The organism is uncultured Pseudomonas sp. (genome assembly GCF_913777995.1).
GTDB lineage: Bacteria > Pseudomonadota > Gammaproteobacteria > Pseudomonadales > Pseudomonadaceae > Aquipseudomonas.
The window spans coordinates 93,246-119,288 of the sequence record NZ_CAJYVE010000039.1 but is presented as its reverse complement, the minus strand read 5'-3'; the positions used below and the strand labels follow the sequence as shown (position 1 = coordinate 119,288).

Genomic DNA, 26,043 nt, shown 5'->3' with positions numbered 1-26,043 from the left:
TCGCGAGCAAGCTCGCTCCAACGGTCTAACTGAACTGTATTGCGGCGAAAGTCGCTCTTGCAGCAGCCTAGGTGCGGCTGCGCATCGCCAGGGTCGCCACGGCGCAGGCCAGCAGCGCCAGGCACGCCAGGTAGAAGGCGTCGCCATAGGCCATGAGGAACGCCTCGCGGCGGATGGTGCGGGCCAGTCCTTCCAGTTGTTCCTGGCCGGCCGGTAGCCAGCTGTGCAGCACGCTGCCCAGGCGTTCCTGCATGCCCGGTTCGAAGACGCTGACGGTTTCGTGGATGCGCGCCGAATGCAGGCGTTCGCGGCTGGCCACCCATTGCGTCAGCACGGCGGTGCCCACCGCGCCGCCTAAGTTGCGCAGCATGGAGAACACCGCCGAAGCCGAGCCGGCCTCGGCCTTGGCCAGCCCGGCCACCGCCAGCACCGACAGGGCGACCATGATGAACGGCTGGCCGATGCCACGAATCACCGTGGAGGGAATGATCACGTTGGCCGCACTGTCAGCGTCCAGGTGCACGGCCAGCCAGCAGCCGGCGGCCATGATCACGAAGCCCGTGGCGACCATGATCTTCGGGCTGCTCCAGCCCATCAGGCGCGGCATCAGCGGCGCCAGCAGCAGCTGCACGACGCCATAGGCGATCAGGCTGACGCCGATCTCGTGAGCGCTGTAGTGCTGCAGTTGCGACAGGTAGTTGGGTACCAGGAACACCAGGCCGAAGGTCGCCCCGCCGAACACGAACATCGCCGCGCTGGCCACGCCGAAGTTGTAGCGGCCCAGCAGGCGCAGGTTGATGAAGCTGCGCCCGCCCCATAGCTGGGTGGCGATGAACACCGCCAGGCCGATGGCCGAAGCCACGCTGGTCCAGAAAATGAACGGTGAGGCGAACCAGTCCTGGCGGCCGCCTTCCTCCAGTACGATCTGCAGGCCGCCCAGGCCGAGGATCATCGCCGCGATGCCCAGCCAGTCGCCACGCCGCAGCAGTGCCAGGTTCATCGGTCGCGCCTCGATCGACCAGGCGATGGCGGCCAGCAGGGCGATACCGGGGAACAGCTGCAGGTAGAAGATCCAGCGCCACGACCAGGCATCGGTCAGCCAGCCGCCGATCGAGGGGCCGGCGGCCTGGGCCACGCTGTTGGCCAGGCTGAACAGCGCCATGCCCATGGCCATGCGGCTGGCCGGCAGCTCGGTGATGATCAACTGGAACGACAGCGGGATGAGTACGGCACCGGCGGCGCCCTGAATGACCCGCAGGGTGATCATCACCGCCAGGTTCGGGGCCAGCGAGCAGGCCACCGAGGCAATCAGGAACACCAGGGCGCCCAGGCCCATGACCCGGCGCAGGGAGAACACCTGCACCAGCCAGGCGGTCAGCGGGATCATGACGATTTCCGCGACCAGGTAGGCGGTGGAGATCCACGAGCCTTCCTCGAAGGTGGCGCCCAGCGAGCCCTGGATCTGCGGCAGCGCGGCACTGGTGACATGCACGTTCATCCCCGCCATGAAACAGCCGAACAGCCCACCGAGCACCGCCACCCAGGCTTTGGCCGACACCCGCTCGGCGCTCATCGGTGCACCTCGCGCTGATGCGTGTCGACCGTGGCGATCACCGACATGCCCGGAAGAATCGGCTGCGACGTACCGGCGTCGAGACGAATGCGCACCGGGAAGCGCTGCACGATCTTGGTGAAGTTGCCGGTGGCGTTATCCGACGGCAGCAGGGCGAAGACGCTGCCCGAGGCCGGCGAGACGCTGCTGACCTGGCCATGCAGCGGCGTGTCGGGGTAGCTGTCGACCTGAATGCTCACCGGTTGGCCGGGGCGCATGTGTTGCAGCTGGGTTTCCTTGAAATTGGCCACCACGTAGGCCTGGTCCACCGGCACCACGGCCAGCAGCGGCTGACCGGGTACCAGGTACTGGCCCTCGCGCACGCGGCGCTGGCCGACCACGCCGGCGACCGGGGCGCGCACCTCGGTGTCGTGCAACGCTTGCTCGGCCAGTTGCAGGTCGGCCTCGGCAGCCTGGCGTGCCGCCTGGGCCTGGGCAATGTGGGCATCGGCCTGGGCGATCTGCGCCTGCAGCATGTCCAGGCGCCGCTGTTCGCCGGCCAGGCTCGCCTGCGCCGCCTGCCGCGCGCCACGGGCCTGGGCCGCGCTGGCCTGGGCGCTTTCCAGGCGTTGGGTGGTGGCGGCCTGGTCGCGTACCAGACCCTGGTAGCGGCGCAGGTCGAGGTCGCTGCGACGCTGCTCGGCCTCGCTGGCGGTGAGGGCCGCGCGCGCCTGGTCGATGGCCTGCCGCTGGTGCGCCACGGCGGCTTCGGCCACCTGCCGTTCGGCCTGGGCCGCCAACAGCGCGGCACGGGCCTCCTGCAAGCCGGCACTGGCACGTTGCTCATGCGCCTGGTAGTCATCCTGGCGAATGCGCAGCAGCACCTGGCCGGCCTGCACCGGCTGGTCGTCTTCGACCAGTACTTGCGCCACGTAACCGTTGACTCGCGCGCTGACCGCGACCCAGTCGGCGCGCACGTAGGCATCGTCGGTGCTCTCGAAGAAGCGCCCCCACAGCAGCCACCAGGCCCCCACGGCCAGCAGCGCCATAGCCCCCAGCAGGGCGCTGGCGGCCACTCGCTGGCGCTTGCGCCGTTGTGCGGCAAGGATCTGCGCCTGTTCGGCACGGGTCTGTTCGTCGATGGCGATGTTCATTACGGGTGTTCCTTGGGGGTCAATGAGTCCGGTGCCTGCCAGCCGCCGCCCAGCGCCTGGAACAGGGCGATCTCGCTGTGTGCCTGGCGCTGGCGGGCCTCGACCTGCTGGGCCTGGGCGGCGATCAGTTCACGTTGCGCGTCGAGTTGCTGCAGGCCGTCGAGACTGCCGGCGCGGTAGCCACGCTCGGCCAGTTCGAAGGCTTCGTGGCTCTGTTGCGCAGCCTGGTCCAGGGTCTGGGCGCGCTGGCGTTCGCCGGCATAACGGGCCAGGGCGCTGCGCACGTCCTTGAGCGCGCTCAGTACGCTGCTGCGCCATGCCGCCAGGCTGGCCTCGCGCTCGGCGTCGGCTGCGGCCAGGCGCGCGCGGTTGGCGGCCCGGTTGGGGAAGCGCCAACGGATCAGCGGCCCGACGCCGAAGCTCAGGGCGCGGCTGTCACCCAGACCGTCGAGGTGCTGGCTGGCGGTGTTCAGCGTCGCGCCCAGGCTGACTTGCGGGTACAGGTCGCCGCGCACCTGCTCGGCGCGCCAGTGCGCCGCCAGCCACTGGCGTTCGGCCTGGCGGATGTCGGGGCGGCGTTGCAGCAGGTGCCAGGCCTCGCCGCTGGGCAGTGCAGCGTTCAGGCTGGGCAGCTGCTGGCAAGGTTCGGCAGGGGCATTGGCCTGCCCGGTAAGCTGAGCCAGGCTGAATGCTGCCATCTGCTGGCGCGCCTGCAGCCACGGCAGCTCGGCACGCGTGCGGCTGGCCAACACCTGCAGGCGGTGGCTGTCGAGGGCGGTGGCTACCCCGCCCTGGTGCTGGCGTTCGGTGAGCCGCAGGCTGCTGGCGAGGTTGTCCAGCGACTGCTGCAACACCGCCTGCCGTGCCGTGAAACTGCACAGGTCGATATAGGCCTGGCTGGTCTGCGCGGCGATGCCCAGGCGCAATTGGTCGCGGGCGGCGGTCTGGGCTTCGACGCTGGCCTGGGCGGCAGCGATAGCGGCGTGCAGTTGCCCATACAGGTCCAGCTGCCAGGCCAGGTCGAAGCCGAGCGCGGTCTCCCAGTGATTGGCGGCATGGCCGTCGCGAGCCTCGGCCAGCACCTGGTCATCGCTGCTGCGCCCATACGGCACGCCGGCCTGCACCTCGGTGCTCGGCCACAGCGCGGCCTGTTGCTGGCGAACGCCAGCCATCAGTGCCTTGAGGTGCGCATCGGTCTGGGCCAGATCCTGATTGTGCTGCAGGGCGCGTTCTACCAGCTGGTCGAGCTGCGGGTCGCGGTACAGCGACCACCAGCGGTCGGGCAGTGGCTGGTGGTCGACGCCATCAGGCAGGACGCCCAGGCTCGTTTCGGCGGCTGAGAGGGGGGCCGTCGGCGGCGTCGGCGCCTGGGCCTGGCAGCCGCCGAGCACGAGCAGGGCGACGGATATGAACAACGGGGCGGGCACACGCATGGAGAGGACTTCGCAGGATCAATCGAGTCACTCAGGCTACCGTGCAGGGCGCGGCTGCTCGCTCGTGAAGCGGACAACCGCGCGTGCGATCGGGACAGTTCAGCCGGCGCGGGCCTGACAGTGGCGCGGGCTGTGGCCGAGCACACGCTTGAAGGTCGCGGCGAAGGCGCTGGGGCTCTGGTAGCCGTGCTCCAGCGCCACCTCGATGATCGGCACGCCGCGCAGCAGGCGCTGCTGGCTGAGGATCATCCGCGTACGGGTGCGCCATTCACCCAGCGACATGCCCAGCTCACGCTGAAAGCCACGCGCCAGGGTACGGGCACTCATGTTCAGGCGCTGCCCGCACTGTTCCAGGGTCATCTCGCGGGCCGGTTCGTCGAGCAGCTCGGTGCACAGGCGGCGCAGGCGCCGGTCGCGGGGCAGGGGGATGTAGGCGGGCACCTGGCGGGCCGCTTGCAGCTCCAGGTCGATGAGCGCCAGCAGGTGCTGCTGGCGCAAGGGGTCCACCGGCCGGATCGAAGCCGCCAGAATCAGTTCACGCAGCAGGGTGCTGACTTCGATGACCCGGCACTGGTTCGAGTGGTGCGTGGGGACCAGCAGCGTGCGCATGCTCACCGCACCGGTCATGCGCACCTCGTGGGCGACCCCGGCGGGTACCCACAGCGCATGGCCGGTGGGTATCACCCAGTCACCCTGTTCGGTGCCCACCAGCATCACCCCGGCACTGGCGTGGATCAGTTGCGCCTGGGCGTGGCAGTGGCTGGCGACCACGTCGCCATGCCGATAATCCTGGGTGAGTGTCTGCATGGGTTCCTCCGCTCGGGCTGCGTGGCAGTGTACGCAGCACCGGCGGAGAAAAGTTTGCTAAGCATGCTCGCGATTAACGTATTATTGGTGATTTATTGCCAATAATTTGTGCTTGTAACAAATTTTTCCTGTTCACTCGCTGACCAGATGCAGAAAGTGCATGTGCCGTTCGTACTGATCGAGAATGTCGCCAATCACGTCTTCCCTGGACCAGCCCATCACATCGTGGTCCTGGCCGCCCTCGCGCAGGTAGACCTCGGCACGGAAGTACTTGCGTTCGTCGCTCTGGCTGTCGCTGAGCACGAAGCTGGGCATGGCGTAGGCCTTGGGCACCACCTGGTAGAGGTACTCGGGGTTGTCCGTAGGGCCGACCGTCAGCCGCACGCTACCGTCCTCGCCGTCGTCCACCTGGCATTGATAGCCTTGGCGGCGCCATTCATCGGCCACCGACAGGCAGGCGGGTTTGGCCACTTCGCTGATGAAGCGCACCACATGGGCGCGGCGCGGAAACATCGCCAGGTTGCGCAGGCGGCGCTGCCAGCTGCCGGGGCCGCGTGAGGTGGATGGCGACAGGCTGTAATGACGCAGGCCACGCTTGGTGGCGTCGAGCTTCAGTGCCTTCATCAGGCCGCGCATGCTGCACAGCAGGGCGATGGTGAAGGGCAGGGCGCTGGCGATGGTCGCGGTCTGCAGGGCTTTCAGGCCGTCGGCCAGCAACAGCGCGATGGCCACGACACCCATGCTCGTGGCCCAGAAGATGCGCTGCCACACCGGGGTGCGGTCGTTACCGCCCGAGGCGAGCATGTCGACCACCATGGCGCCGGAGTCGGCCGAGGTGACGAAGAACACCACCACCATGATGATCGCCAGCACCGAAATGAAACTGGCGAACGGGAAGTGCTCAAGGAAAGCGAACAGCGCCAGGGCGGTGTCCTGGTTGATGGCGGCGGCCAGGTCGCTGACGCCTTGATCGAGGATCAGGTGAATCGCGGTGTTGCCGAATACCGTCATCCACAGCAGGGTGAACGCGGTGGGCACCAGCAGCACGCCGCTGACGAACTCGCGGATGGTTCGCCCGCGTGAGATACGCGCGATGAACAGCCCCACGAAGGGCGACCAGGCCAGCCACCAGCCCCAGTAGAACAGTGTCCAGCCGCCGATCCAGTCGGTGGGGTCATAGGCATAGAGGTTCAGGGTGCGGCTGACGATTTCGCTCAGGTAGCCACCGGTGTTCTGCACGAAGGTTTGCAGAATCAGCACGGTGGGACCGAGCAGCACGACCATCAGCATCAGCAGCGCCGCCAGACCGAGGTTGAGTTCCGACAGACGCCGCACGCCCTTGTCCAGGCCCGAGACCACCGACAAGGTGGCCAGAGCCGTGGTGCCGATGATCAGCATGATCTGCACGCCTGTGTTCACCGGGACCCCGAACATGGCATTCAGGCCGGTGTTGATCTGCGCCACTCCGAAACCCAGGGAAGTCGCCACGCCCAGCACGGTGCCGATGATCGCGAAGATGTCCACGGCATGGCCAATGGGGCCGTGAATGCGCTCGCCGATCAGCGGGTACAGCGCCGAGCGCAGGGTCAGGGGCAGGCCGTGGCGGTAGCTGAAGTAGGCCAGGATCAGCGCCACGATGGCGTAGATCGCCCAGGCATGCAGGCCCCAGTGGAAGAAGGTGATCTTCATCGCTTCGCGCGCCGCCTGGACGGTATTGCCGTCGCCGAAGGGCGGGTTGATGAAGTGCATCACAGGTTCTGCGACGCCGAAGAACATCAGGCCGATGCCCATGCCGGCGGAAAACAGCATGGCGAACCAGGTGGTGTTGCTGTAGTCGGGGGTACTGTGGTCCGGGCCGAGCTTGATGTCGCCGTAGCGGCTGACGCCGAGGAACACCACGGTGCCGAGGATCACTGCCACGGCGAGGATGTAGAACCAGCTCGCATTGGTGATGATCCAGCCCTGGATGAAGCCGAACAGGTCTTGGGCAGTGCTCTGGAGGGTGCTGGTGAACACCACCAATATCAGCAGCAGAACTGCAGAGGTCCAGAATACGGGCGGGTTGAGGGCCGACTTGATGGGTGGCTCGTTCTTGGTGCCCATGGGGGAGTTGTCTCCTGTAAAGCGGATTTCTGATGCATTCGGATCCTGATCACGTCCGCTGGTGTCTTGGCCAGGCGGGTGCGGGCACGCGGCGCAGGTCCGGCTGCGGCCCGATGATGCTCACGCGCGTAGTATTGGCAGCCTCATCAAAAAGCCCCGCGAGCACGCAGGCTGGCGGGGCTTCATAAGGCGCGAGTCAAGCGATCACTGCATGCTTGAACGTGGCGCTACCGGCTGGTTGTCGTTGGAAATGGTCACTTCCACACGACGGTTCATGGCACGACCGGAGTTGCTGGAATTGTCGGCCACCGGATATTCCTTGCCATAGCCCTGGGCGACGACGCGGGTCGGGTCGACGCCAGCGCGTACCAGTGCGGCGCGCACCGAGTCGGCGCGGCGCTCGGACAGTTGCTGGTTGTAGGAGGCCGAACCGGTGCTGTCGGTGTAGCCCTCGACGATCACCTTGCGGTCAGGGTTCTCCTGAAGGAACTGCGCCAGCTTGAAGATGTTGCCTTGTGCGCCGGGTTTCAGCTCCGCCTTGTTGTAGTCGAACAGCACGTCGCCGAAGGTCACCAGGGTGCCGCGCTCGGTCTGCTTGGCGTTGAGGCTTTCCTTCAGCTTGGCGATCTGCGCGTCACGGGCGTCCAGGCGCGCCTGGGCGCGGTCGGCGGAAGCTTTCTGCAGGTCAGCCTCGGCGGTACGCAGGGCGATGGTCTGCTTGGCGACTTCGATACGCTGGTTGGTCAGGTAGGCCAGCTGGTCGACTTTCTTGGCGTCTTCGCCATCACGGAAGGCCTTGTCGGCCTTGTCCAGCGAGTCGCTGGCATCCTTGGTTTCCAGTGCCGCGACCTTGCTGGCGTCAGGATTGCTCTGCAGCGCCGAGAAATTGGTGCGCGCCTGTTCCAGGCTTGGGTTGGGCTTGGTGGCGCAGGCCCCGAGGGCCACGCTAACAGCCAGCAGGGCAGGGATCATCACTTGTTTGCGCATGGTCTTGTCGTCCTTAAATCAATGTCGAATGCGTGAAAGGTGAAAGGGCCGGATTACTGGACCTGGCGCTGGCTTTCTTCACGGAGTTCGTTCACACCCTGGCGAGCGTCCTGTACGGCTTTCTGCGCCTTGGCAGCCTGAGCCTTGCGTTCGGCGACGCGCGCGTCCCACTCGGCCTGTTCAGCCAGGCGGCGGGCTTCGTCGTAGCGATGATCCTGCATGGCCACGTCAGCCTGACGCAGCTTGTCCTGGGCCGACTTCATTTCGACAGCGGCGTATTCGGTGCCGCCCGCGCTGACCGCGCTGTTCACCGCAGACTGGGTGACCGCATACTGCTCCGACGGCGGGTTACCGGCACAACCGGCGAGTACCAGGGCGCTACCCAGGGCCAACGCAGCCAGTTTGAGTCCACGCACGGGGGCGAACGTGGCTTTGGCAGTGAGGTTGTTCATGGTCATCAACTCCATTGTTTAACTCCAGGTTCTTGGTTTTCCATGACAGTTGCGGCCGGGAAGTGAGATGCCAGACGGCTTGCCTGCCACTCACGGTCTTTCCTGTAATGGCTATTGGCTGGGACCTGACGCTTTTTTGAATAGTTCAGAGAAATTTCCGTTCCGTTCAGCCAGTACTGCGGGCGCCGGTCAGCCAGGTGCAGGCCCTGTTGCAGGGCCGCTGGCAGCGCGGTGAGCGCGTGCCTCAATGGTCCTGAGCCTTGAGAATCCGCTGTTCGGCGGCCACGAACGCGGGGGTTCGCCCGGCGTCGTCGTACACCGGTTCGCCTTCTTCCACCCGAATCACTTCGGCACCTTTGACGTAGGGAATGGCGGCTTCGGCTTCTTGCAGGGCCGCGTGCAGCAGGCCTTCGGTGACGGTCGCTTCATCAAGCCCGTAGGCTTCGGCGAGGGCCTTGATCTTCACCTGATCGTGGCGGTACAGGCTGAGGGTGACCTGGCTGCGTTCCTGTGCCTGACGAGCGTGGTTTTCCCAGTCGTTGAGCAGGGCCTGGAAACTGTTCATGGTGCCTCCGGTTGCGGTGGGTTACGGTTTTTCGACTGCCCGCGCGCCGCAGTGTTCGCTGTCGGGTTTGGCAGCGTGGCGGTTTTCGTGCAGTGTGCGGGGTACAACAACAGACCGGAGGGTGAGGGATGGCCGATATAGATGCCCGCTTGCGGGAAGACGTCCACTTGTTGGGCGAGCTGTTGGGCAACACCATTCGCGAACAGCGCGGCGCCGAGTTCCTCGACACCATCGAACGCATCCGCAAGGCCGCCAAGGCCGGTCGGCGCGGCTCGGCCGAGGGCAGCGAACAGCTCAGCGCCAGTGTCGCCAGCCTCGACGAAGACGAACTGCTGCCGGTGGCCCGGGCCTTCAACCAGTTCCTCAACCTGGCCAACATCGCCGAGCAGTACCAGTTGCTGCGCCGACGTGACGACACCCAGCCACAACCCTTCGAAGCCCGGGTGCTGCCCGAGCTGCTCGAGCGCCTGCAGCGCGCCGGGCACGGCAGCGAGGCCCTGGCGCGGCAGATCGGCAAGCTGGACATCGAATTGGTGCTGACCGCGCACCCCACTGAAGTGGCGCGGCGCACGCTGATCCAGAAGTACGACGCCATTGCCGAACAGCTGGCCGCCCTCGACCACCGTGACCTGAACAGCCAGGAATACGAGCAGATCGTCACCCGCCTGCAGCGCCTGATCGCCGAGGCCTGGCACACCGAAGAGATCCGCCGCACCCGGCCGACCCCGGTGGACGAAGCCAAGTGGGGCTTCGCGGTGATCGAGCACTCGCTGTGGCAGGCGGTACCCAGTTACCTGCGCAAGGCCGACCAGGTGTTGCACGCCGCCACCGGTTTTCGGCTGCCGCTGGACGCCGCGCCGATCCGCTTCGCTTCGTGGATGGGCGGCGACCGCGATGGCAACCCCAACGTCACCGCCAAGGTCACCCGTGAAGTGCTGCTGCTGGCGCGCTGGATGGCCGCCGACCTGTACCTGCGCGATGTCGACAGCCTGGCCGCCGACCTGTCGATGCAGCAGGCCAGCGCCGAACTGCGTGCCAGGGTCGGTGACAGCGCCGAGCCGTACCGGGCCGAGCTCAAGCGTCTGCGTGAACGCCTGCGTGCCACGCGCAACTGGGCGCAGGCTTGCCTGGCGGCGCCCCAGCCGGCAGGTGAGGAGGTGCTGCACGACAATCGCGAGCTGCTCGAACCCTTGCAGGTCTGCTACCAGTCCCTGCACGAATGCGGCATGGGCGTGATCGCCGACGGGCCGCTGCTCGACTGCCTGCGCCGCGCGGTGACCTTCGGCCTGTTCCTGGTGCGCCTGGACGTGCGCCAGGATTCCGGCCGGCACTGCGCGGCGATGAGCGAAATCACCGACTACCTGGGTTTGGGACGTTACGAGGACTGGGACGAAGACGCGCGCATCGCCTTCCTGACCCGCGAGCTGGATAACCGCCGGCCCTTGCTGCCAGGCTACTTCCGCCCCTCGGCGGAAACCGCCGAAGTGCTGGCCACCTGCCGAGAAGTGGCAGCGGCACCGGCGGCCTCGCTGGGCTCTTATGTCATCTCCATGGCCGGTGCCGCTTCCGACGTACTGGCGGTGCAGCTGTTGCTCAAGGAGGCCGGGCTGCAGCGGCGCATGCGGGTGGTGCCGCTATTCGAAACCCTGGCCGACCTCGACAACGCCGGGCCGGTGATCGAGCGGTTGCTGGAACTGCCCGGTTACCGTGCCCGCCTGCAAGGTCCGCAGGAAGTGATGATCGGCTATTCCGACTCGGCCAAGGACGCCGGCACCACGGCGGCGGCCTGGGCGCAGTACCGGGCGCAGGAGAAACTGGTGGGCATCTGCCGTGAGCGCCAGGTGGAACTGCTGCTGTTCCACGGCCGCGGCGGCACGGTGGGGCGTGGCGGCGGGCCGGCGCATGCGGCCATCCTGTCGCAGCCACCGGGGTCGGTGGCGGGGCGCTTCCGCACCACCGAGCAGGGCGAGATGATCCGCTTCAAGTTCGGCCTGCCCGGCATCGCCGAGCAGAACCTCAACCTCTACCTGGCCGCCGTGCTGGAGGCGACCCTGCTGCCGCCGCCACCGCCGGAGCCGGCCTGGCGGCAGATGATGGACCGCCTCGCCGAGGACGGGGTGAAGGCCTACCGCACCGTGGTGCGCGAGCACCCGGAATTCGTCGAGTACTTCCGCCAGGCCACGCCAGAGCAGGAGCTGGGACGCCTGCCGCTGGGCAGTCGTCCGGCCAAGCGTCGTGAAGGCGGGGTGGAGAGCCTGCGGGCCATTCCATGGATCTTCGCCTGGACCCAGACGCGCCTGATGCTGCCCGCCTGGCTGGGCTGGGAGGCGGCATTGAGCAATGCGTTGGCGCGTGGCGAGGGCGAATTGCTGGCGCAGATGCGCGAGCAGTGGCCGTTCTTCCGCACCCGCATCGACATGCTGGAAATGGTCCTGGCCAAGGCCGACATCGACATCGCCCAGCTGTACGACGAGCGTCTGGTCGACCCGCAGTTGCATCATTTGGGGGCGCATTTACGCGACCTATTGTCGCAGGCCTGTCGGGTGGTGCTGGGGCTGACCGGGCAGGACCGGCTGCTGGCGCACAGCCCGGAAACCCTGGAGTTCATCAGCCTGCGCAATACCTACCTGGACCCCCTGCACCTGCTGCAGGCCGAGCTGCTGGCCCGTTCGCGCAGCCGCGAAGCGCGCCTGGACAGCCCACTGGAACTGGCCCTGCTGGTGTCGGTGGCGGGCATAGCCGCCGGCTTGCGCAATACCGGCTGATGGCGGCATGCCGGGTGTCGACATCGCGTCAGCGCTGTCGACAGCCCGCCCAGCCGACCACTGTAAGCCTTGGCGCAGCGGGCGTGGCTGCGACCTTGGGCGGCTTGTGCCGCCTTGGTCGGCTGTGTATCTTGATCAACCTTTTGGCCTTTGGCCGTAGTTCAGTTTTAGATTGGCCCAAGAGGCGAATCCGACGAATTCCATATAAAAAATTTGAGGAGCGTGACGATGCGCGTGATTCTGCTGGGAGCTCCGGGCGCCGGAAAAGGTACTCAGGCTAAGTTCATCACTGAAAAGTTCGGCATTCCCCAGGTTTCCACGGGCGACATGCTGCGCGCTGCCGTCAAGGCCGGTACCGAGCTGGGCCTGCAAGCCAAGAGCGTCATGGACGCCGGTGGCCTGGTATCCGATGACCTGATCATCGGCCTGATCAAGGACCGCCTGGCCCAGCCTGACTGCGCCAACGGCGTGCTGTTCGACGGCTTCCCGCGCACCATCGCCCAGGCCGAAGCGCTGGTCAGCGCCGGCCTGAGCATCGACCACGTGGTGGAAATCGCCGTGGACGACGAGGAAATCGTCAAACGTATCGCTGGCCGCCGCGTGCATGAGCCGTCCGGTCGTGTCTACCATGTGGTCTACAACCCGCCGAAGGTCGAAGGCCTGGACGATGTGACCGGCGAGCCGCTGGTACAGCGCAAGGACGACACTGAAGAAACCGTGCGTCATCGCCTGTCGGTCTACCATTCGCAGACCAAGCCGCTGGTGAACTTCTACAACAAGCTCAGCGCCGAGAAGGGCGAGCCGAAGTGCAGCCACATTCCGGGTGTCGGCAGCGTCGAGGAAATCACCGCCAAGGTGCTCGCCGCGCTGAGCTGATCGCCGCCCGTTTCATCCGACAAATGGCCCGCTTGCGGGCCATTTGTCTTTATACTGCGCCCCTTTTCCCCTTGTTCACTCACGACGGATACCCCGATGACCACCTTGCTGGCCCTGGATACTGCCACTGAAGCCTGCTCGGTCGCCCTGCTGCACGACGGCAAGGTGCTGAGCCACTATGAGGTGGCCCCGCGCCTGCATGCCCAGAAGCTGCTGCCGATGATTCAGGACCTGCTGGCCCAGGCGCAGTTGCCGCGCTCGGCGCTCGATGCCATTGCCTTCGGCCGTGGCCCGGGGGCTTTCACCGGTGTGCGCATTGCCATCGGCGTGGTCCAGGGGCTGGCCTTCGCCCTTGACCGTCCGGTGTTGCCGGTCTCCAACCTGGCCGCATTGGCCCAGCGTGCCCTGCGTGAGCAGGGCGCCAGCCAGGTGGCCGCAGCCATCGATGCACGCATGGACGAGGTCTACTGGGGTTGCTACCGCGCCAGCGAAGGGGAGATGCGCCTGGCTGGCCAGGAAGCCGTGCTGCCGCCCGAGCAAGTGGCGCTGCCCATCGATGCCGCAGGCCCGTGGTTCGGTGCCGGCACTGGCTGGGGTTATGCACCGCGCCTGCCGGTGTCGCTCAGCGGCTGTGATGCCAGCATGCTGCCCGACGCGCAGGATCTGCTGGCCCTGGCGACCTTTGCCTGGCACCGCGGCGAAGCAGTGGCGGCCGACGATGCGCAGCCGGTGTACCTGCGCGACAAGGTGGCGACACCCAAAGGCGCCTGACCAGGCGCTTCAAGAAAGCTGTAACGCGGGCGATACAAGGATATGCACGCCGCTGAACGGGCTGGGCGAGGGCTGATCGCTCTATCGATGAAGTCAACTAGCCATCTACCATTCATCGCCAAAGTCTATGGAAAAGTGACGCGTGCCGAATAACTTGCAATTTGTGTGGTCTAGTTAACGTTCGGGCGTTTGCCAAGGCGCCCATCTGTGACGTTAAATTGCCACTACAGACGCCGAGTAAGTATCGATGCGCATAGACGGTCCTTCATCACGCACGTATCCCATCAAGCGCAAGCCTCGCAAGAGCCCTGCGACGGTGGAGGGTACCTTCGAGGAAGTCGACAGCGATATCGAACTGCCTGTGCACGAGGCGCGAACGCCGCGTCGCGAAGCCGACGACCTGCCTACGCCCAATGTACCTGCACGCCAGCAGGACATGATCTTCCCCCGCTCGATGAGTTCTCGCGTGGCCACTGCGCTGGCCAGCTATCTGACCACCGCCAGTTTCGTGGATTGGGAACTGGAAGTGTCGGGGCTCGACCTGCACGTCTGACCTGTGTCCCGTCTACCTTATTTCCTCGGTTGCCCGTCATGGGGCGATAACGCCTGGCGCGAGTTCTTCTACCCGCCAGATGCCGCCAGCACCGATTTCCTGGGCCTGTACTGCCAGGTGTTCAATACGGTGGAAGGTAATACCACCCTATATGCCCGTCCGAATGCGGCCACCGTGCAGCGCTGGGCGCAGGTCATGCCGGCGGACTTTCGCTTCACGGCCAAGTTTCATCGCGATATCAGCCATGACGGCGACCTGCGCCTGCAACTGGACGCGGCGCGTGCCTTCGTGCAACTGCTGGCGCCGCTGGGCGAGCGAGTGACGCCGTTCTGGCTGCAACTGCCGGCCAGCTTCGGCCCGCAGCGCCTGGCAGAACTGGCGATGTTCATCGACGAAGTCCAGGTGCCCCTGGCGGTGGAGGTGCGTCACCTGGCGTTCTTCCAGAAAGGCGATGAAGAGCGGATGCTCAACCGTCTGCTGCTTGACCGAGGTGTCGAACGCATCTGCCTGGACTCCCGCTCGCTGTTCAGTTGCCTGTCCAGTGACCCGGCGGTGCTGCACGCGCAATCGAAAAAACCCAAGGTGCCGGTGCGCCCGGCCGCTCTGACTCAGGCACCGCAGGTGCGCTTCATTGGCCAACCGGCGCTGGACGCCAACGATCCCTGGTTGACCCCCTGGGTGGAGAAGGTCGCGACCTGGATCGAAGAGGGCCGCACGCCCTACGTGTACCTGCACACTCCGGACAACCACCGCGCGCCGGCGCTGGCCCAGCGCTTTCATGCGCGGCTGATGACGCGCCTGCCGGACCTGCCACCCCTGCCCGAGATCGATCGTGGCCCGCAGGTGGAGCAGTTGGGGCTTCTCTGAGGTCCATGATGATGAGCTGTGCTGTCGAGGCCCGTCATGCGACCTTTGCTGATCATCCTGTCATGTCTGTTGCTGCTGGGCGTGGCCGTATGGCGCGGCTGGCTTGACCTGCCTGCGCGCTGGAACCCCTGGGCGCCTCTGGATATCCAGGCCGCGCCCAACCTGCTGACTTCGTTCAAGCTCTGGCGTCTGCAGAATGACCCGGCGCTGTGTGACCAGACATTGGCCACTTCGGCGCTGCGCTACAGCCGTCAGGCGGACAGCCCGGCATCGGCGCGTTGCCCACTGACCAACGCTCTGCGCATCAGCGGCGGAGAAGTGGCGCTGAGCAGCAGCTTCCTTGCCAGCTGCCCGCTGGCGGTGGCCTATGCGCTGTTCGAGCATCACGGCCTGCAAGTGGCCGCGCAGGCGACCCTGGGCCAGCGGGTGGTGCGCATCGATCACCTGGGCAGTTTCGCCTGCCGTAACGTCTACAACCGCAGTGAGGGGCGGCTGAGCCAGCACGCCACGGCCAACGCCCTGGACATCGCGGCCTTCCGCCTGGCTGACGGTTCGCGTGTCGATCTGCTGCGCGACTGGGATGACACCGGCCCCAAGGGCCGTTTCCTGCGCGAGGTCCGGCAGGCCGCCTGCACGCATTTCAATACCGTGCTGGGGCCGGACTACAATGCGGCGCACCGTAATCACTTTCATCTGGACATGGGCATGTGGCGGGTCTGTCGCTGAAGCGCGAGCGGGTCAGGCGGCCTGGCGCAGGTTCTGCAGGATCAGTGGGCGGGCCCAGCCGTTGTCGAAGTCCAGGGCGCGCTGCTGCGCCACCAGGGTCGCCTCGTCATAAGGCTGCGCGGGCTTCTCGGCCAGATCCCATTCCAGCTCGGCGATCGGCAGGTGCAGCGGGCGACGTGCCGGGGCGGGGCCGGGCTCGCCTTTGAGGTCGTAGTCGTGGAATACCGTCGGGCGTACCCACTGGGTGTCGAATTCCAGGCCGCGCTGTTGTTCGATCAGCTCCAGGGCGCCGAACGGCTCCGCGGCCGGTGGCAGCAGGTCGAGTTCGAATTCGGCGATGGGCAGGAACAGGGGTTCGGGCGGCCGTACTTGAGTCTCGGTGACCGGGCAGGCGCGCTGTTCGACGATCTGCGCCAGGGCCTGTGCACCGGTGAGGGGTTCGCCGGTGGCCTGGTCGGTGACTTCGGGCAGTGCCGGTGCAGCCACCGGTTTGCCGTCGGCCAGTTGTTCGGCCATCGCCCGGGCGAACGCATCGGACCAGAGCTGGGTAACACCACCCAGGGCCTGGTTGTTGCGCAGGCTGAAGTCGCCGATGTGCGACAAGTAGCCGATGGATTGAACATTCTCTGACATGGCGATCAGTACTGACCTTGGCTCTGGCAAAATGCCTGACAAACAAGCTATCGGCCGGCCTGGCCGTTCTTTGAATTATTTTTCGAGTGTGTGGGTGCAATGAGCGATCAGCAAAATGGCTGCGTCATCCGGGTCGAAGCCCTGGATGCGCCGGGGCAGGAACGTAGCAGCTACTGGGCCGAGCGCCTGGGGTTGCCCATTGACGCCGAGACGGCCGAATTCGCCCTGCAGGTCGCAGCCGATGGCCTGCGCCTGCAGCAGTTGGGTAAGGATGCGCCGGGGCCGGTGCGGGTGGATTTCGTCGAAGGGGCCGCTGCGCACCGGCGGCTGTTCGGCGGCGGCAGCGGGCAGATGATCGCCAAGGCGGTCGGGCTGCAACCCGGTGTGCGGCCGCAGGTGCTCGACGCCACGGCCGGCCTGGGCAAGGATGCCTTCGTGCTGGCCAGCCTGGGTTGTCAGATGCAACTGATCGAGCGCCAGCCGATCATCGCCGCGCTGCTGGAGGATGGCCTGGCGCGGGCTTGCCTGGATGAGCAGGTGGCGGAGATCGCGCGGCGCATGCAGCTGCTGCATGGCAATGCCATCGAGGTGATGCGCGGCTGGCAGTACGAGCCGCCACAGGTCATCTACCTGGACCCCATGTTCCCCCATCGCGACAAGAGTGCCTTGGTGAAGAAGGAGATGCGCCTGTTCCGTCCCTTGGTGGGCGACGACCTTGACGCACCGGCGCTGCTGGAGGCCGCCCTGACCCTGGCCAGCCATCGGGTGGTGGTCAAGCGCCCGCGCAAGGCACCGCCTATCGAGGGTGCCAAGCCCGGCTATACCCTGGATGGTAAATCCAGCCGCTACGACATCTACCCCAAGAAAGCCCTGAAGCCCTGACGGGCAGGACGTCAGTTGCTGTGCGGGGGCTGCGCCTGACTGACGGTGTGATCGCCGTAGGCGCGCATGAACAGTTCGACCACCTCCTGCACATGCGCCTCGACCTGTGCTGGGGTTAGCGGTTCGCAGCAGCCGACCAGCAGGCGGAAGTGATCGATGCCCTTGATCAGGCTGAGGAAATGCCCGGCGGCGCTGCGCGGTGATGGGATGTGCAACTGACCGCTGGCGGCGGCGTGCACCATGAAGCGTTCCATGTCATCGAGGATGCGCTGCGGGCCGGCATCGAAGAACGTCTGCGACAACTGCCGGTCCTGGGTGCCCAGGGTGGCCATCAGGCGATGCAGTTGCAGCGATTCGGGGCTGTTGATCAGGTGCTCGAAGGCTCGGGCGATGGTCAGCAGCATGCTGCGCAGCGACAGGTCATCGCGGAATTCGAAGCAGGGAGCTGGCAACAGCTCCTCGCAGCTGGCCATCACCGCTTCGATGAACAACCGCTCCTTGTCGCTGAAATGGCTGTATACGGTGAGCTTGGATACGCCGGCCAGGCTGGCGACGGTGTCCATGCTGGTGCCTTGGTAACCATGTTGGATGAACAGGTTCTTCGCGGCGTCGAGGATGGCGCGGCGCTTTTCCGGGTCCTTGGGACGTCCAGGACCGGAGTGGGTGGCGTTATCAGGCATTTTTAATTTGTGTACTGGTGAGTTCGATAATTTTTAATATACTCGCCGGTACAAATATTCCAAGCACTCATCACGGACGAGTCCGCTGCCATCATGTCCCATCCCTTCCGTTTCCCGCTTGTGCTTCTCGGCCTGACTGCGCTGCTGAGCGGCTGTGGCCCGCAGGACCCTGCGCCGGCCGAGTCGCGTCCGGCCATGGTGGTTCAGCCACTGCCGTCGACGAAATCCCAGGACAGCTTTCCCGGTGAAGTACGGGCTCGGTTCGAGCCTGAGCTGGCTTTCCGTATCGCCGGCAAGGTCAATCGCCGGATGGTCGAGGAAGGGCAGCGGGTCAAGGCCAACCAGCCGCTGGCCGAGCTGGACCCGCAGGACGTGCGTCTGCAGCGTGAGGCGATGCGTGCCCAGGTGGCGGCCGCCGAGGCCAACCTGCAACTGGCCCGCAGTGAACGTGACCGCTACAAGACCCTGCTGGGTCGGCAGATGGTCAGCCAGTCGCAGTACGACAACGCGGAAAACCAGTTCCGTGCCGGTGAGGCGCGGCTCAAGCAGGCGCGCGCCGAGCTGACCGTGGCCGACAACCAGGCCGACTACACCGTGCTACGGGCGCCTCAGGATGGCGTGATCGCGCGGCGGCAGGTGGAGGTTGGCCAAGTGGTGGCGGCGGGACAGACGGTATTCACCCTGGCGGCCGACGGCGAGCGGGAAGTGGCCATCAGCCTGCCGGAATACAACTTCACTCGCTACCGCATCGGCCAGCCGGTCACCGTGGAACTCTGGAGCCAGCGCGACCAGCGCCTGCCGGGTCGTATCCGTGAACTGTCACCGGCCGCCGACCCGCGCTCGCGCACCTTTGCCGCCCGGGTGGCCTTCGACGCTGGCCGGGTCCCGGTGGAGTTGGGGCAGAGCGCGCGGGTGTACATCGCTGATGGTCAGGCCGTGGTGCTGTCGGTGCCGCTGTCGGCGGTCACCGCCGAGCAGGGTGTCAGCTATGTATGGCGGGTCGAGCCGGACAGCAGGCTCAAGCGCGTACCGGTAAGGCTCGGCCCGTGGGGTCAGGAAACGGTGCCGGTCCTCGAGGGCCTGAGTGCCAGTGACTGGGTGGTGGCGGCAGGGGTCCACGTGCTGCTTGAAGGCGAGCGCATCCGCCCGGTAGACCGCGACAATCGCGCGGTCAAGCTGACCGGCAAGGAGTGACGGGCGATGCACTTCAACCTTTCCGAATGGGCGTTGCGGCACCGCCAGGTGGTGCTGTACCTGATGATCGTCCTGGCCGTGGTCGGGGCCTTTTCGTACACCAAGCTGGGGCAGAGTGAAGACCCCCCGTTCACCTTCAAGGTCATGGTGGTGCGTACCCTGTGGCCGGGCGCCAGTGCCGAAGAGGTGGCGCGCCAGGTCACCGACCGGATCGAAAAGAAACTCATGGAGACCGGCGAATACGAGCGCATGACCTCGTTCTCGCGGCCGGGTGAATCGACGGTGATCTTCATGGCCCGCGACTCGCTGTTCTCTGCGTTTCTGCCCGAGCTGTGGTACCAGGTGCGCAAGAAGGTCGGCGATATTCGCCACACCTTGCCGGCCGGGGTACAGGGGCCGTTCTTCGATGACGAGTTCGGCACCACGTTCGGCAATATCTACGCGCTGACCGGCAAGGGCTTCGACTACGCGGTGCTCAAGGACTACGCCGAACGCATCCAGATCCGCCTGCAGCGGGTCAAGGACGTCGGCAAGGTCGAACTGCTCGGCATGCAGGACGAAAAGGTCTGGATCGAGCTGTCCAACGTCAAGCTCGCCACCCTGGGGGTGTCGATGCAGGCGGTGCAGCAGGCGCTGGAAGCGCAGAACGTGGTGGCGTCGGCGAGCTTCTTCGAGACCCCTCAGGAACGCATTCACCTGCGGGTCAGCGGGCGCTTCCTTTCCGTGGACGAGATTCGCGATTTCCCCATTCGGGTCGATGGCCGCACCTTGCGCATCGGCGACCTGGCCGACGTGCATCGCGGCTTCAACGAGCCGCCGGCGCCGGGCATGCGCTACATGGCTGAAGATGCCATTGGCGTGGCCGTGGCGATGAAGAGCGGCGGAGACATCCTGGTGCTGGGCAAGGCGCTGGAGGCCGAGTTCGCCCGCCTGCAGGCCAACCTGCCGGCGGGCATGGAGTTGCACAAAGTGTCTGACCAGCCGGCAGCGGTGAAGACCGGGGTCGGTGAGTTCGTCCAGGTGCTGGCTGAGGCGCTGGTGATCGTTCTGCTGGTGAGTTTCTTCTCGCTGGGCGTGCGCACCGGCATGGTCGTGGCCCTGGCGATTCCGCTGGTACTGGCGATGACCTTCGCCACCATGTACTACCTGGGCATCGGCCTGCACAAGATTTCCCTCGGCGCCCTGGTGCTGGCCCTGGGGCTGCTGGTGGACGACGCGATCATCGCCGTGGAGATGATGGCCATCAAGATGGAGCAGGGCTTCGACCGCCTCAAGGCGGCCAGCTTCGCCTGGACCAGCACGGCCTTCCCGATGCTCACTGGCACGCTGATCACGGCGGCAGGTTTCCTGCCCATCGCCACGGCGCAGTCGAGCACTGGCGAGTACACCCGCTCGATCTTCCAAGTGGTGACCATTGCGCTGCTGGCCTCGTGGGTCGCCGCCGTGATGTTCGTGCCCTGGCTGGGCGAGAAGCTGCTGCCGGACCTCGCGCGGCGGCATGCCGAGCGTCACGGGCAGGCTGAGCATGATCCCTACGCCACGCCGCTGTACCGCCGGGTGCGCGCCACCGTGGCCTGGTGCGTGCGGCGGCGCAAGACGGTACTGGTGGCCACCCTGGCGTTGTTCGTGCTGTCGGTGGCGATGTTCCGTTTCGTGCCGCAGCAGTTCTTCCCGGCCTCGGGCCGGCTGGAACTGATGGTCGACCTGAAGCTGGCCGAAGGCGCCTCGCTGCTCAACACCACCGAGCAGGTCAAGCGCCTGGAAGCGATGCTGCGCGAACACGACGGTATCGACAACTACGTAGCCTACGTGGGCACCGGCTCGCCGCGCTTCTACCTGCCCTTGGACCAGCAACTGCCGGCGGCGAGCTTCGCGCAGTTCGTGGTGCTGGCCAAGAGCATCGAAGACCGCGAGGCGCTGCGTACCTGGCTGATCAGCAACCTCAACGAACGCTTCCCGGCCCTGCGCTCGCGGGTCACGCGCCTGGAAAATGGCCCGCCGGTCGGCTACCCGATCCAGTTCCGCGTGACCGGCGAGCACATCGACGAAGTCCGCGCCCTGGCGCGTCAGGTGCAGGCCAAGGTGCGCGAGAACCCGTACGTGACCAACGTGCACCTGGACTGGGAAGAACCCAGCAAGGTCGTGCACCTGAACATCGACCAGGACCGTGCCCGGGCGCTGGGCGTGAGCAGTGCCGATGTGGCCAGGTTCCTGCAGTCTTCGCTCACCGGCGCGGCGGTCAGCCAGTTCCGCGAGGATGACGAACTGATCGATATCGTGCTGCGCGGCACCCGCAGTGAGCGTGAGCGCCTGCAGGACCTGGCCAGCCTGGCGGTGCCGACCGGCAATGGCACCAGTGTCGCGCTGTCGCAGGTCGCCACTCTGGAGTACGGCTTCGAGGAGGGCATCATCTGGCACCGCAATCGCCTGCCGACCGTCACGGTGCGTGCCGACATCTACGGCCCGCAGCAACCGGCCAGCCTGGTCAAGGAAATCCTCCCGAACCTGGCGGGCATCCGCAGCGAGCTGCCTGATGGTTATCTGCTGGAGGTCGGCGGCACAGTGGAAGATGCCGAGCGTGGGCAGAACTCGGTGAACGCCGGCGTGCCCTTGTTCATCGTCGTGGTGCTGACGCTGCTGATGATCCAACTGCGCAGCTTTTCGCGGATGTTCATGGTGTTCATCACCGCGCCGCTGGGGCTGATTGGCGTAACGCTGTTCCTGCTGGTGTTCAACCAACCGTTCGGCTTCGTCGCCATGCTGGGCACTATCGCCCTGTCGGGGATGATCATGCGCAACTCGGTGATTCTGGTCGATCAGATCGAGCAGGACATCGCGGCGGGGCATCAGGCCTGGGAAGCGATCGTCGAAGCCACGGTCAGGCGCTTCCGGCCCATCGTGCTCACCGCCCTGGCGGCGGTGCTGGCGATGATTCCGCTGTCGCGCAGCCTGTTCTTCGGCCCCATGGCGGTGGCGATCATGGGCGGTCTGATCGTCGCCACCGCCCTGACCCTGCTGTTCCTGCCGGCCTTGTATGCGGCGTGGTTCAGGGTCAGGAAGGAAGGCTGATGAGGCCTTGGGGGCGCCTCAAAGCGCCCCGAACACCTTCTTGGCCAGGCTGGTGGCCGCTGCCGCCGGGTTGGCGCGAATGCCTTCTTCCTGTTTGGCGATCATCTCGAACAGGCCGTTGAGCGCCTGTTCGGTCACGTAGTTCTCGACATTGGCGCTCTTGGCATCCACCACGCCCAGGGCGGCAGCCTGGCCGGCGAAGGCGTTGTACTTCTGTGCCACGCCGACCTTGTCGGTGGCTTGCTTGACGATCGGCAGGAACTTGGCTCGAATCGCCTCGCGGCTGCTCTTGTCCAGGTACTGGGTGGCGGAATCCTTGCCACCACTGAGAATCGCCTTGGCGTCGGAGACGCTCATCTTCTTCACGGCATCCACCAGCAGCGCCTGGGCCTGCGGCACGGCAGCCTCGGCAGCCTGGTTCATGCTGGTTTCCAACTGGTCGACCTGGGCGCCCATGCCGAACTGGCGCATTTTCTTCGCCACCTTGCCCAGGTTGCCCGGCAGCTCGATGCGCACGTCCTGGTTGTTGCTGAATCCGCCTGGCGTGCCCAGTTGCTTGACGGCGATCTGCGCGCCTTGGGTCAGGGCATCCTTGAGCCCGCCTGTGGCATCGGACTGAGAGAGGTCGTTCAGCGACAAGGCGAAGGCACTGGCCGACAGCAACAGGCCGGCGCACAGGCTGGCGAAGGTGAACGAGGGGCGAAACATGGCGGCTTCCTTCTGCGATACGGAATGGGGGCCGCGCCTGGCGGCGCGTTCGGGCAAGAGTATCAGGGTTGCGCCGGCTTGACCCGGATGCGCAGCGGCTGCGGGTCGCTGCCATTGAGCTTCACGGTATGGCGCTCGGTGCTGATGAACAGCAGCTGGCCATTGGCTTCGATCCGTGCACTGACGGCGTAGGAGTGGCCAGGCAAAACCTGGCGCGGATCGTATTCGAGCCGGAAGGGCAGCGGCACCTGGCCATTGATGGGGGTGTTCTGCTGCGCCAGGGACAGTGCCGAGGCATCGGCGCGGGAGACGTCCTGCAGGCTGACACTCAAGGTCGCCGCCGACGGCAGGGCGCTGCGCTGCAGATAGAAGACTTCGCCAGCGAGGCTGGCGGTGCGTGTGTCGGTGTTGCTGCAGGCAACCAGCAGGCTGCCCAGCAGGGTGATGGGAATAAGGCGGATGGCATTCATGCCGTGCTCTCCATGCACTGACCGCCCGCAGGGCGCGGGCAGCTTCACTTAGAAACTAGGTTTTGTACGAAAAGTCGGCGAGCGAAGGTCAGGCAAGGCAAAAATAGGCGAGGAAGCGCAGTTTACTGGAGTAAATGAGCATTCCGAGCCGGTTTTTAACGCAGCATGGCCGAGCGCAGGCACTTTTCGTACAAAACCTAGTCAGGCTTCGTCGTCACTGCCCTGCAAGGCGACCTGATGGATCGACAGGCGGATCTCGGCGGTCAGCACCCGCTTGGCCGCGCCTTCGGCCATTTCGCCCAGTAGTGGGTGGTAGCCGAGCTTGCCGTTGCCGTCCTTGCTCAGCACACCCTGGTCCAGCAGGGTCTGGATGAAGTGGCGGAACAGGCTCTTGTCGAAGAACTCCGGAGCATTGAGGCCATGCAGGATCGACAGGCGCTGGGCCATGACCGTGCACAGGTCTTCCAGTTCTTCGGCGCTGAGGCTGTGCTGGCCGCTGTTGAGCAGCAGGGCGGTGGCCATGTAGAAGCGTTGCAGGGTCTGGGCGATGGCCCGCGACAGGAGGGTCAGCTGCACGAACTCCCGTGAACTGGGTTCCGGGCGAATGTAGACGTCGTTCTCCTGGCGCAGCAGGCCCTGCTCGACGAAGGCCGCCAGCCACTGCTCGATGACCGCGTCCAGTTCGTCCAGCGACCAGCGGATGAACAGCTCGGACTGCAGGTAGGGGTACAGGGCACGGATGTAGCGGAAGATCAGCTCGCGGCTCATTCGCGACCAGCTCTGGAAGAAGCAGGCCAGCAGCGACGGCAGGGCGAAGATGTGCAGTACGTTGTTGCGGTAATAGGTCATCAGTACCGCGTTCTGCTCGTCCAGGTAGTAGATACGCCCCAGGGCGTCTTTCTGTTCGGCCAGCAGCTCCATGCTCTTGACGTGGGCGATCAGCGCCTTGCCGTCGCCCTCGGGCAGGGTGGTGTGCGCCGAATAGGGCACCTGGCGCAGCAGGTCGAGGAACAGGTCGAGGGTGCGTTCCAGGGCCAGGTCGTCCAGGGCCAGGCGCGGGGTGGACAGCAGCGCCAGGCCCACCAGGTTGACCGGGTTGACCGCCGCCGCCTCGTTGATGCGCTGGGCGACGCGCTCGGCCAGTTGGCTGGTGGCGGTGCTCAGCCATTGCGGGCGGTCCTGAGGGCCGATCGCCTGGCTGCGCCAGTCGGGCTGCTGCTGGTCGAGGAAGGCGGCCAGGTGGATGGGCTCGCCGAAGTTCACCGCCACTTCGCCGAAACGCTTCTTCAGGGCGCTGAACACCTTGAACAGGTCGAATACCGACTCTTTCTTCTTCGCCTTGCCACGCAGCTCACCCAGGTAGGTACGGCCTTCCAGCACGCGTTCGTAGCCGATGTACACCGGTACGAAGACCAGTGGCCTGCGCGAGTTGCGCAGGAAACTGCGCAGGGTGATGGCCAGCATGCCGGTCTTGGGCTGCAGCATGCGCCCGGTGCGCGAGCGGCCGCCCTCGACGAAGTACTCCACCGGGAAGCCTTTGCTGCACAGGGTGTTGAGGTATTCGTTGAACACCGCGCTGTAAAGCGGGTTGCCCTTGAAGCTGCGGCGCATGAAGAACGCCCCGCCGCGGCGCAGCAGGCCACCGACCACCGGCATGTTGAGGTTGATCCCGGCAGCGATGTGCGGTGGGGTCAGACCGTTGCGAAACAGCAGGTAGGAGAGCAGCAGGTAGTCGATGTGGCTGCGATGGCAGGGTACGTAGACCACCTCGTGGCCGGGCGCGACCTTCTGTACGTTGTCGATGTGGCTGACCTTGATGCCGTCGTAGATCTTGTTCCAGAACCAGCTGAGCACCACTTCCAGGAAGCGGATCACCGTGTAGGTGTAGTCGGAGGCGATCTCGTTGGCGTAACTCAGGGCCTGTTCCCGGGCTTTTTCCGGGGAGATATTGTCACGTTCGGCGGTTTCGCGAATGGCCTCGACCACCAGCGGGGCGCGCACCAGGTCCTTGACCAGGTTGCGGCGGTGCGAAACGTCAGGGCCGATCACGGAGCTGCGCACATGGCGGAAATGCACGCGCAACAGGCGCTGGGTCAGGCGCAGGGTCAGTGCCGGGCCCTTGTTCTGTGCCAGCAGGTCGCGCAGGTGGATGGGCGGGGAGAATTGCACGCGGGTCTTGCGCCCCAGGATCAGGATGGTGACCAGCCGCCGCAGGCGCCCGGTAACCGCCCAGCTGTCGGCGAACAGCAGTTTCCAGGCGCTGGATTCACGATCCGGCGACTGCCCCCAGAACACGCTGACCGGGATGATCTGCGCGTCTTCGCCCGGTTGCTCGCCGAGGCTGTCGATCAGCCGCTCCAGCACCGGCGGCGCACCGCGTTTGTCGTGGCGGCCCAGCCAGTCGGGCTCGGGAGTAAGGTAGAAGAAACCGGCCGGCTCCAGGTGGTCGCCCACCTGCACCTCCAGCACCGGGCGCGGCAGGCCGACCTTGGTGCACTCGCGGTCGACCACGGCCAGGTCACTCAGGGCCGGCGACTGCAGGGCGTAGAACACCGGTCTGCTGCGGTCCAGGTCCAGCTTCAGGGAAGACTGGTTGATGGTTTCCGAGCGAACCCAGAGGAACAGCACACGGCGCAGGGCACCGAATACGAGGCGGCGCAAGGGAGATCGGGTCATACGTAGTCTGCTGAGAGTGGGCGGGTCTGGCCGGGGCGACAGTGTGCCGTATCTGCCAGGTATCGGCAAAAGGACCGGTGTGGTTCATTGATGCGCGAAGCCGTGGGAAAGTTCGCCGCT

The 26,043-nt window shown here is 65.8% G+C and carries 22 protein-coding genes; 9 read left to right on the top strand and 13 right to left on the bottom strand.

From position 1 onward, the window contains the following. Nucleotides 1–67: 67 nt before the first annotated feature. The 8 genes from QZ497_RS17375 to QZ497_RS17340 all read right to left on the bottom strand — a co-directional run bounded on the left by QZ497_RS17375 (nt 68) and on the right by QZ497_RS17340 (nt 9,053). Nucleotides 68–1,573, bottom strand: coding sequence for a DHA2 family efflux MFS transporter permease subunit (locus QZ497_RS17375; RefSeq protein WP_295477187.1), 1,506 nt, complete (start codon nt 1,571–1,573; stop codon nt 68–70). Further along, nucleotides 1,570–2,706 carry an HlyD family secretion protein gene (locus QZ497_RS17370; RefSeq protein WP_295477185.1) on the bottom strand — a complete coding sequence of 379 codons (1,137 nt, stop codon included), beginning with the start codon at nt 2,704–2,706 and terminating at the stop codon, nt 1,570–1,572. The genes QZ497_RS17375 and QZ497_RS17370 overlap by 4 nt, the downstream gene beginning before the upstream one ends. Then, nucleotides 2,706–4,139: an efflux transporter outer membrane subunit gene (locus QZ497_RS17365; protein WP_295477183.1), complete on the bottom strand. Its 1,434-nt coding sequence runs from the start codon at nt 4,137–4,139 to the stop codon at nt 2,706–2,708. Before QZ497_RS17365 ends, QZ497_RS17370 begins: the two co-directional genes overlap by 1 nt. A gap of 99 nt (nt 4,140–4,238) precedes the next feature. Continuing rightward, a complete protein-coding gene (locus QZ497_RS17360; protein ID WP_295477181.1) occupies nt 4,239–4,946 on the bottom strand; it encodes a helix-turn-helix transcriptional regulator in 708 nt (235 codons plus the stop codon). Between the two features lie 132 nt (nt 4,947–5,078). Next, nucleotides 5,079–7,049, bottom strand: a complete 1,971-nt coding sequence (gene betT / locus QZ497_RS17355; protein ID WP_295477179.1) for a choline BCCT transporter BetT — start codon at nt 7,047–7,049, stop codon at nt 5,079–5,081. A 204-nt stretch (nt 7,050–7,253) separates the two neighbouring features. Further along, entirely contained in the window at nt 7,254–8,036 is a 783-nt protein-coding gene (locus QZ497_RS17350; protein WP_295477177.1) for an OmpA family protein, read from the bottom strand. 53 nt (nt 8,037–8,089) lie between these two features. Continuing rightward, entirely contained in the window at nt 8,090–8,503 is a 414-nt protein-coding gene (locus QZ497_RS17345) for a DUF4398 domain-containing protein (protein WP_295477175.1), read from the bottom strand. A 229-nt stretch (nt 8,504–8,732) separates the two neighbouring features. Then, the gene (locus QZ497_RS17340; RefSeq protein WP_295477173.1) at nt 8,733–9,053 is read right to left on the bottom strand and encodes a hypothetical protein; all 321 of its coding nucleotides are present in this window, start codon (nt 9,051–9,053) and stop codon (nt 8,733–8,735) included. A 128-nt stretch (nt 9,054–9,181) separates the two neighbouring features. Here QZ497_RS17340 and ppc point away from each other — a divergent pair, with 128 nt between their 5' ends. From ppc to QZ497_RS17310, 6 genes are all read left to right on the top strand, one after another. Beyond that, nucleotides 9,182–11,818 (top strand): phosphoenolpyruvate carboxylase, encoded by a 2,637-nt coding sequence (gene ppc / locus QZ497_RS17335; RefSeq protein WP_295477171.1) that lies wholly within the window; start codon nt 9,182–9,184, stop codon nt 11,816–11,818. A 228-nt stretch (nt 11,819–12,046) separates the two neighbouring features. Beyond that, nucleotides 12,047–12,694 (top strand): adenylate kinase, encoded by a 648-nt coding sequence (gene adk / locus QZ497_RS17330; protein ID WP_295477169.1) that lies wholly within the window; start codon nt 12,047–12,049, stop codon nt 12,692–12,694. Nucleotides 12,695–12,790: 96 nt separating this feature from the next. Continuing rightward, a complete protein-coding gene (gene tsaB / locus QZ497_RS17325) occupies nt 12,791–13,465 on the top strand; it encodes a tRNA (adenosine(37)-N6)-threonylcarbamoyltransferase complex dimerization subunit type 1 TsaB (protein WP_295477167.1) in 675 nt (224 codons plus the stop codon). A 247-nt stretch (nt 13,466–13,712) separates the two neighbouring features. Then, nucleotides 13,713–14,018: a hypothetical protein gene (locus QZ497_RS17320; RefSeq protein ID WP_295477165.1), complete on the top strand. Its 306-nt coding sequence runs from the start codon at nt 13,713–13,715 to the stop codon at nt 14,016–14,018. A gap of 3 nt (nt 14,019–14,021) precedes the next feature. Next, nucleotides 14,022–14,885: a DUF72 domain-containing protein gene (locus QZ497_RS17315; RefSeq protein WP_295477163.1), complete on the top strand. Its 864-nt coding sequence runs from the start codon at nt 14,022–14,024 to the stop codon at nt 14,883–14,885. 36 nt (nt 14,886–14,921) lie between these two features. Beyond that, a complete protein-coding gene (locus QZ497_RS17310) occupies nt 14,922–15,611 on the top strand; it encodes an extensin family protein (protein WP_295477161.1) in 690 nt (229 codons plus the stop codon). Between the two features lie 12 nt (nt 15,612–15,623). Here the strand turns inward: QZ497_RS17310 and QZ497_RS17305 are convergent, their stop codons facing one another. After that, nucleotides 15,624–16,244 carry an energy transducer TonB gene (locus QZ497_RS17305; protein ID WP_295477159.1) on the bottom strand — a complete coding sequence of 207 codons (621 nt, stop codon included), beginning with the start codon at nt 16,242–16,244 and terminating at the stop codon, nt 15,624–15,626. 99 nt (nt 16,245–16,343) lie between these two features. Between QZ497_RS17305 and QZ497_RS17300 the strand changes: the two genes are divergently transcribed. Then, a complete protein-coding gene (locus QZ497_RS17300) occupies nt 16,344–17,126 on the top strand; it encodes a class I SAM-dependent methyltransferase (protein WP_295477157.1) in 783 nt (260 codons plus the stop codon). A gap of 11 nt (nt 17,127–17,137) precedes the next feature. On the opposite strand, the gene QZ497_RS17295 is transcribed toward QZ497_RS17300, so the two are convergent. Next, nucleotides 17,138–17,806 (bottom strand): TetR/AcrR family transcriptional regulator, encoded by a 669-nt coding sequence (locus tag QZ497_RS17295; RefSeq protein ID WP_295477155.1) that lies wholly within the window; start codon nt 17,804–17,806, stop codon nt 17,138–17,140. 93 nt (nt 17,807–17,899) lie between these two features. On the opposite strand from QZ497_RS17295, the gene QZ497_RS17290 reads away from it, so the two are divergent. Both QZ497_RS17290 and QZ497_RS17285 read left to right on the top strand, forming a co-directional pair. Continuing rightward, nucleotides 17,900–19,000, top strand: a complete 1,101-nt coding sequence (locus tag QZ497_RS17290) for an efflux RND transporter periplasmic adaptor subunit (protein ID WP_295477154.1) — start codon at nt 17,900–17,902, stop codon at nt 18,998–19,000. A 6-nt stretch (nt 19,001–19,006) separates the two neighbouring features. Beyond that, nucleotides 19,007–22,069 carry an efflux RND transporter permease subunit gene (locus tag QZ497_RS17285; RefSeq protein WP_295477152.1) on the top strand — a complete coding sequence of 1,021 codons (3,063 nt, stop codon included), beginning with the start codon at nt 19,007–19,009 and terminating at the stop codon, nt 22,067–22,069. 18 nt (nt 22,070–22,087) lie between these two features. On the opposite strand, the gene QZ497_RS17280 is transcribed toward QZ497_RS17285, so the two are convergent. From QZ497_RS17280 to plsB, 3 genes are all read right to left on the bottom strand, one after another. Continuing rightward, complete coding sequence (locus tag QZ497_RS17280) at nt 22,088–22,777, bottom strand: DUF4197 domain-containing protein (protein WP_295477150.1); 690 nt, start codon at nt 22,775–22,777, stop codon at nt 22,088–22,090. A gap of 62 nt (nt 22,778–22,839) precedes the next feature. Continuing rightward, complete coding sequence (locus tag QZ497_RS17275) at nt 22,840–23,247, bottom strand: YbaY family lipoprotein (RefSeq protein ID WP_295477148.1); 408 nt, start codon at nt 23,245–23,247, stop codon at nt 22,840–22,842. Between the two features lie 201 nt (nt 23,248–23,448). Then, the gene (plsB, locus tag QZ497_RS17270; protein ID WP_295477146.1) at nt 23,449–25,923 is read right to left on the bottom strand and encodes a glycerol-3-phosphate 1-O-acyltransferase PlsB; all 2,475 of its coding nucleotides are present in this window, start codon (nt 25,921–25,923) and stop codon (nt 23,449–23,451) included. Nucleotides 25,924–26,043 lie beyond the last annotated feature (120 nt).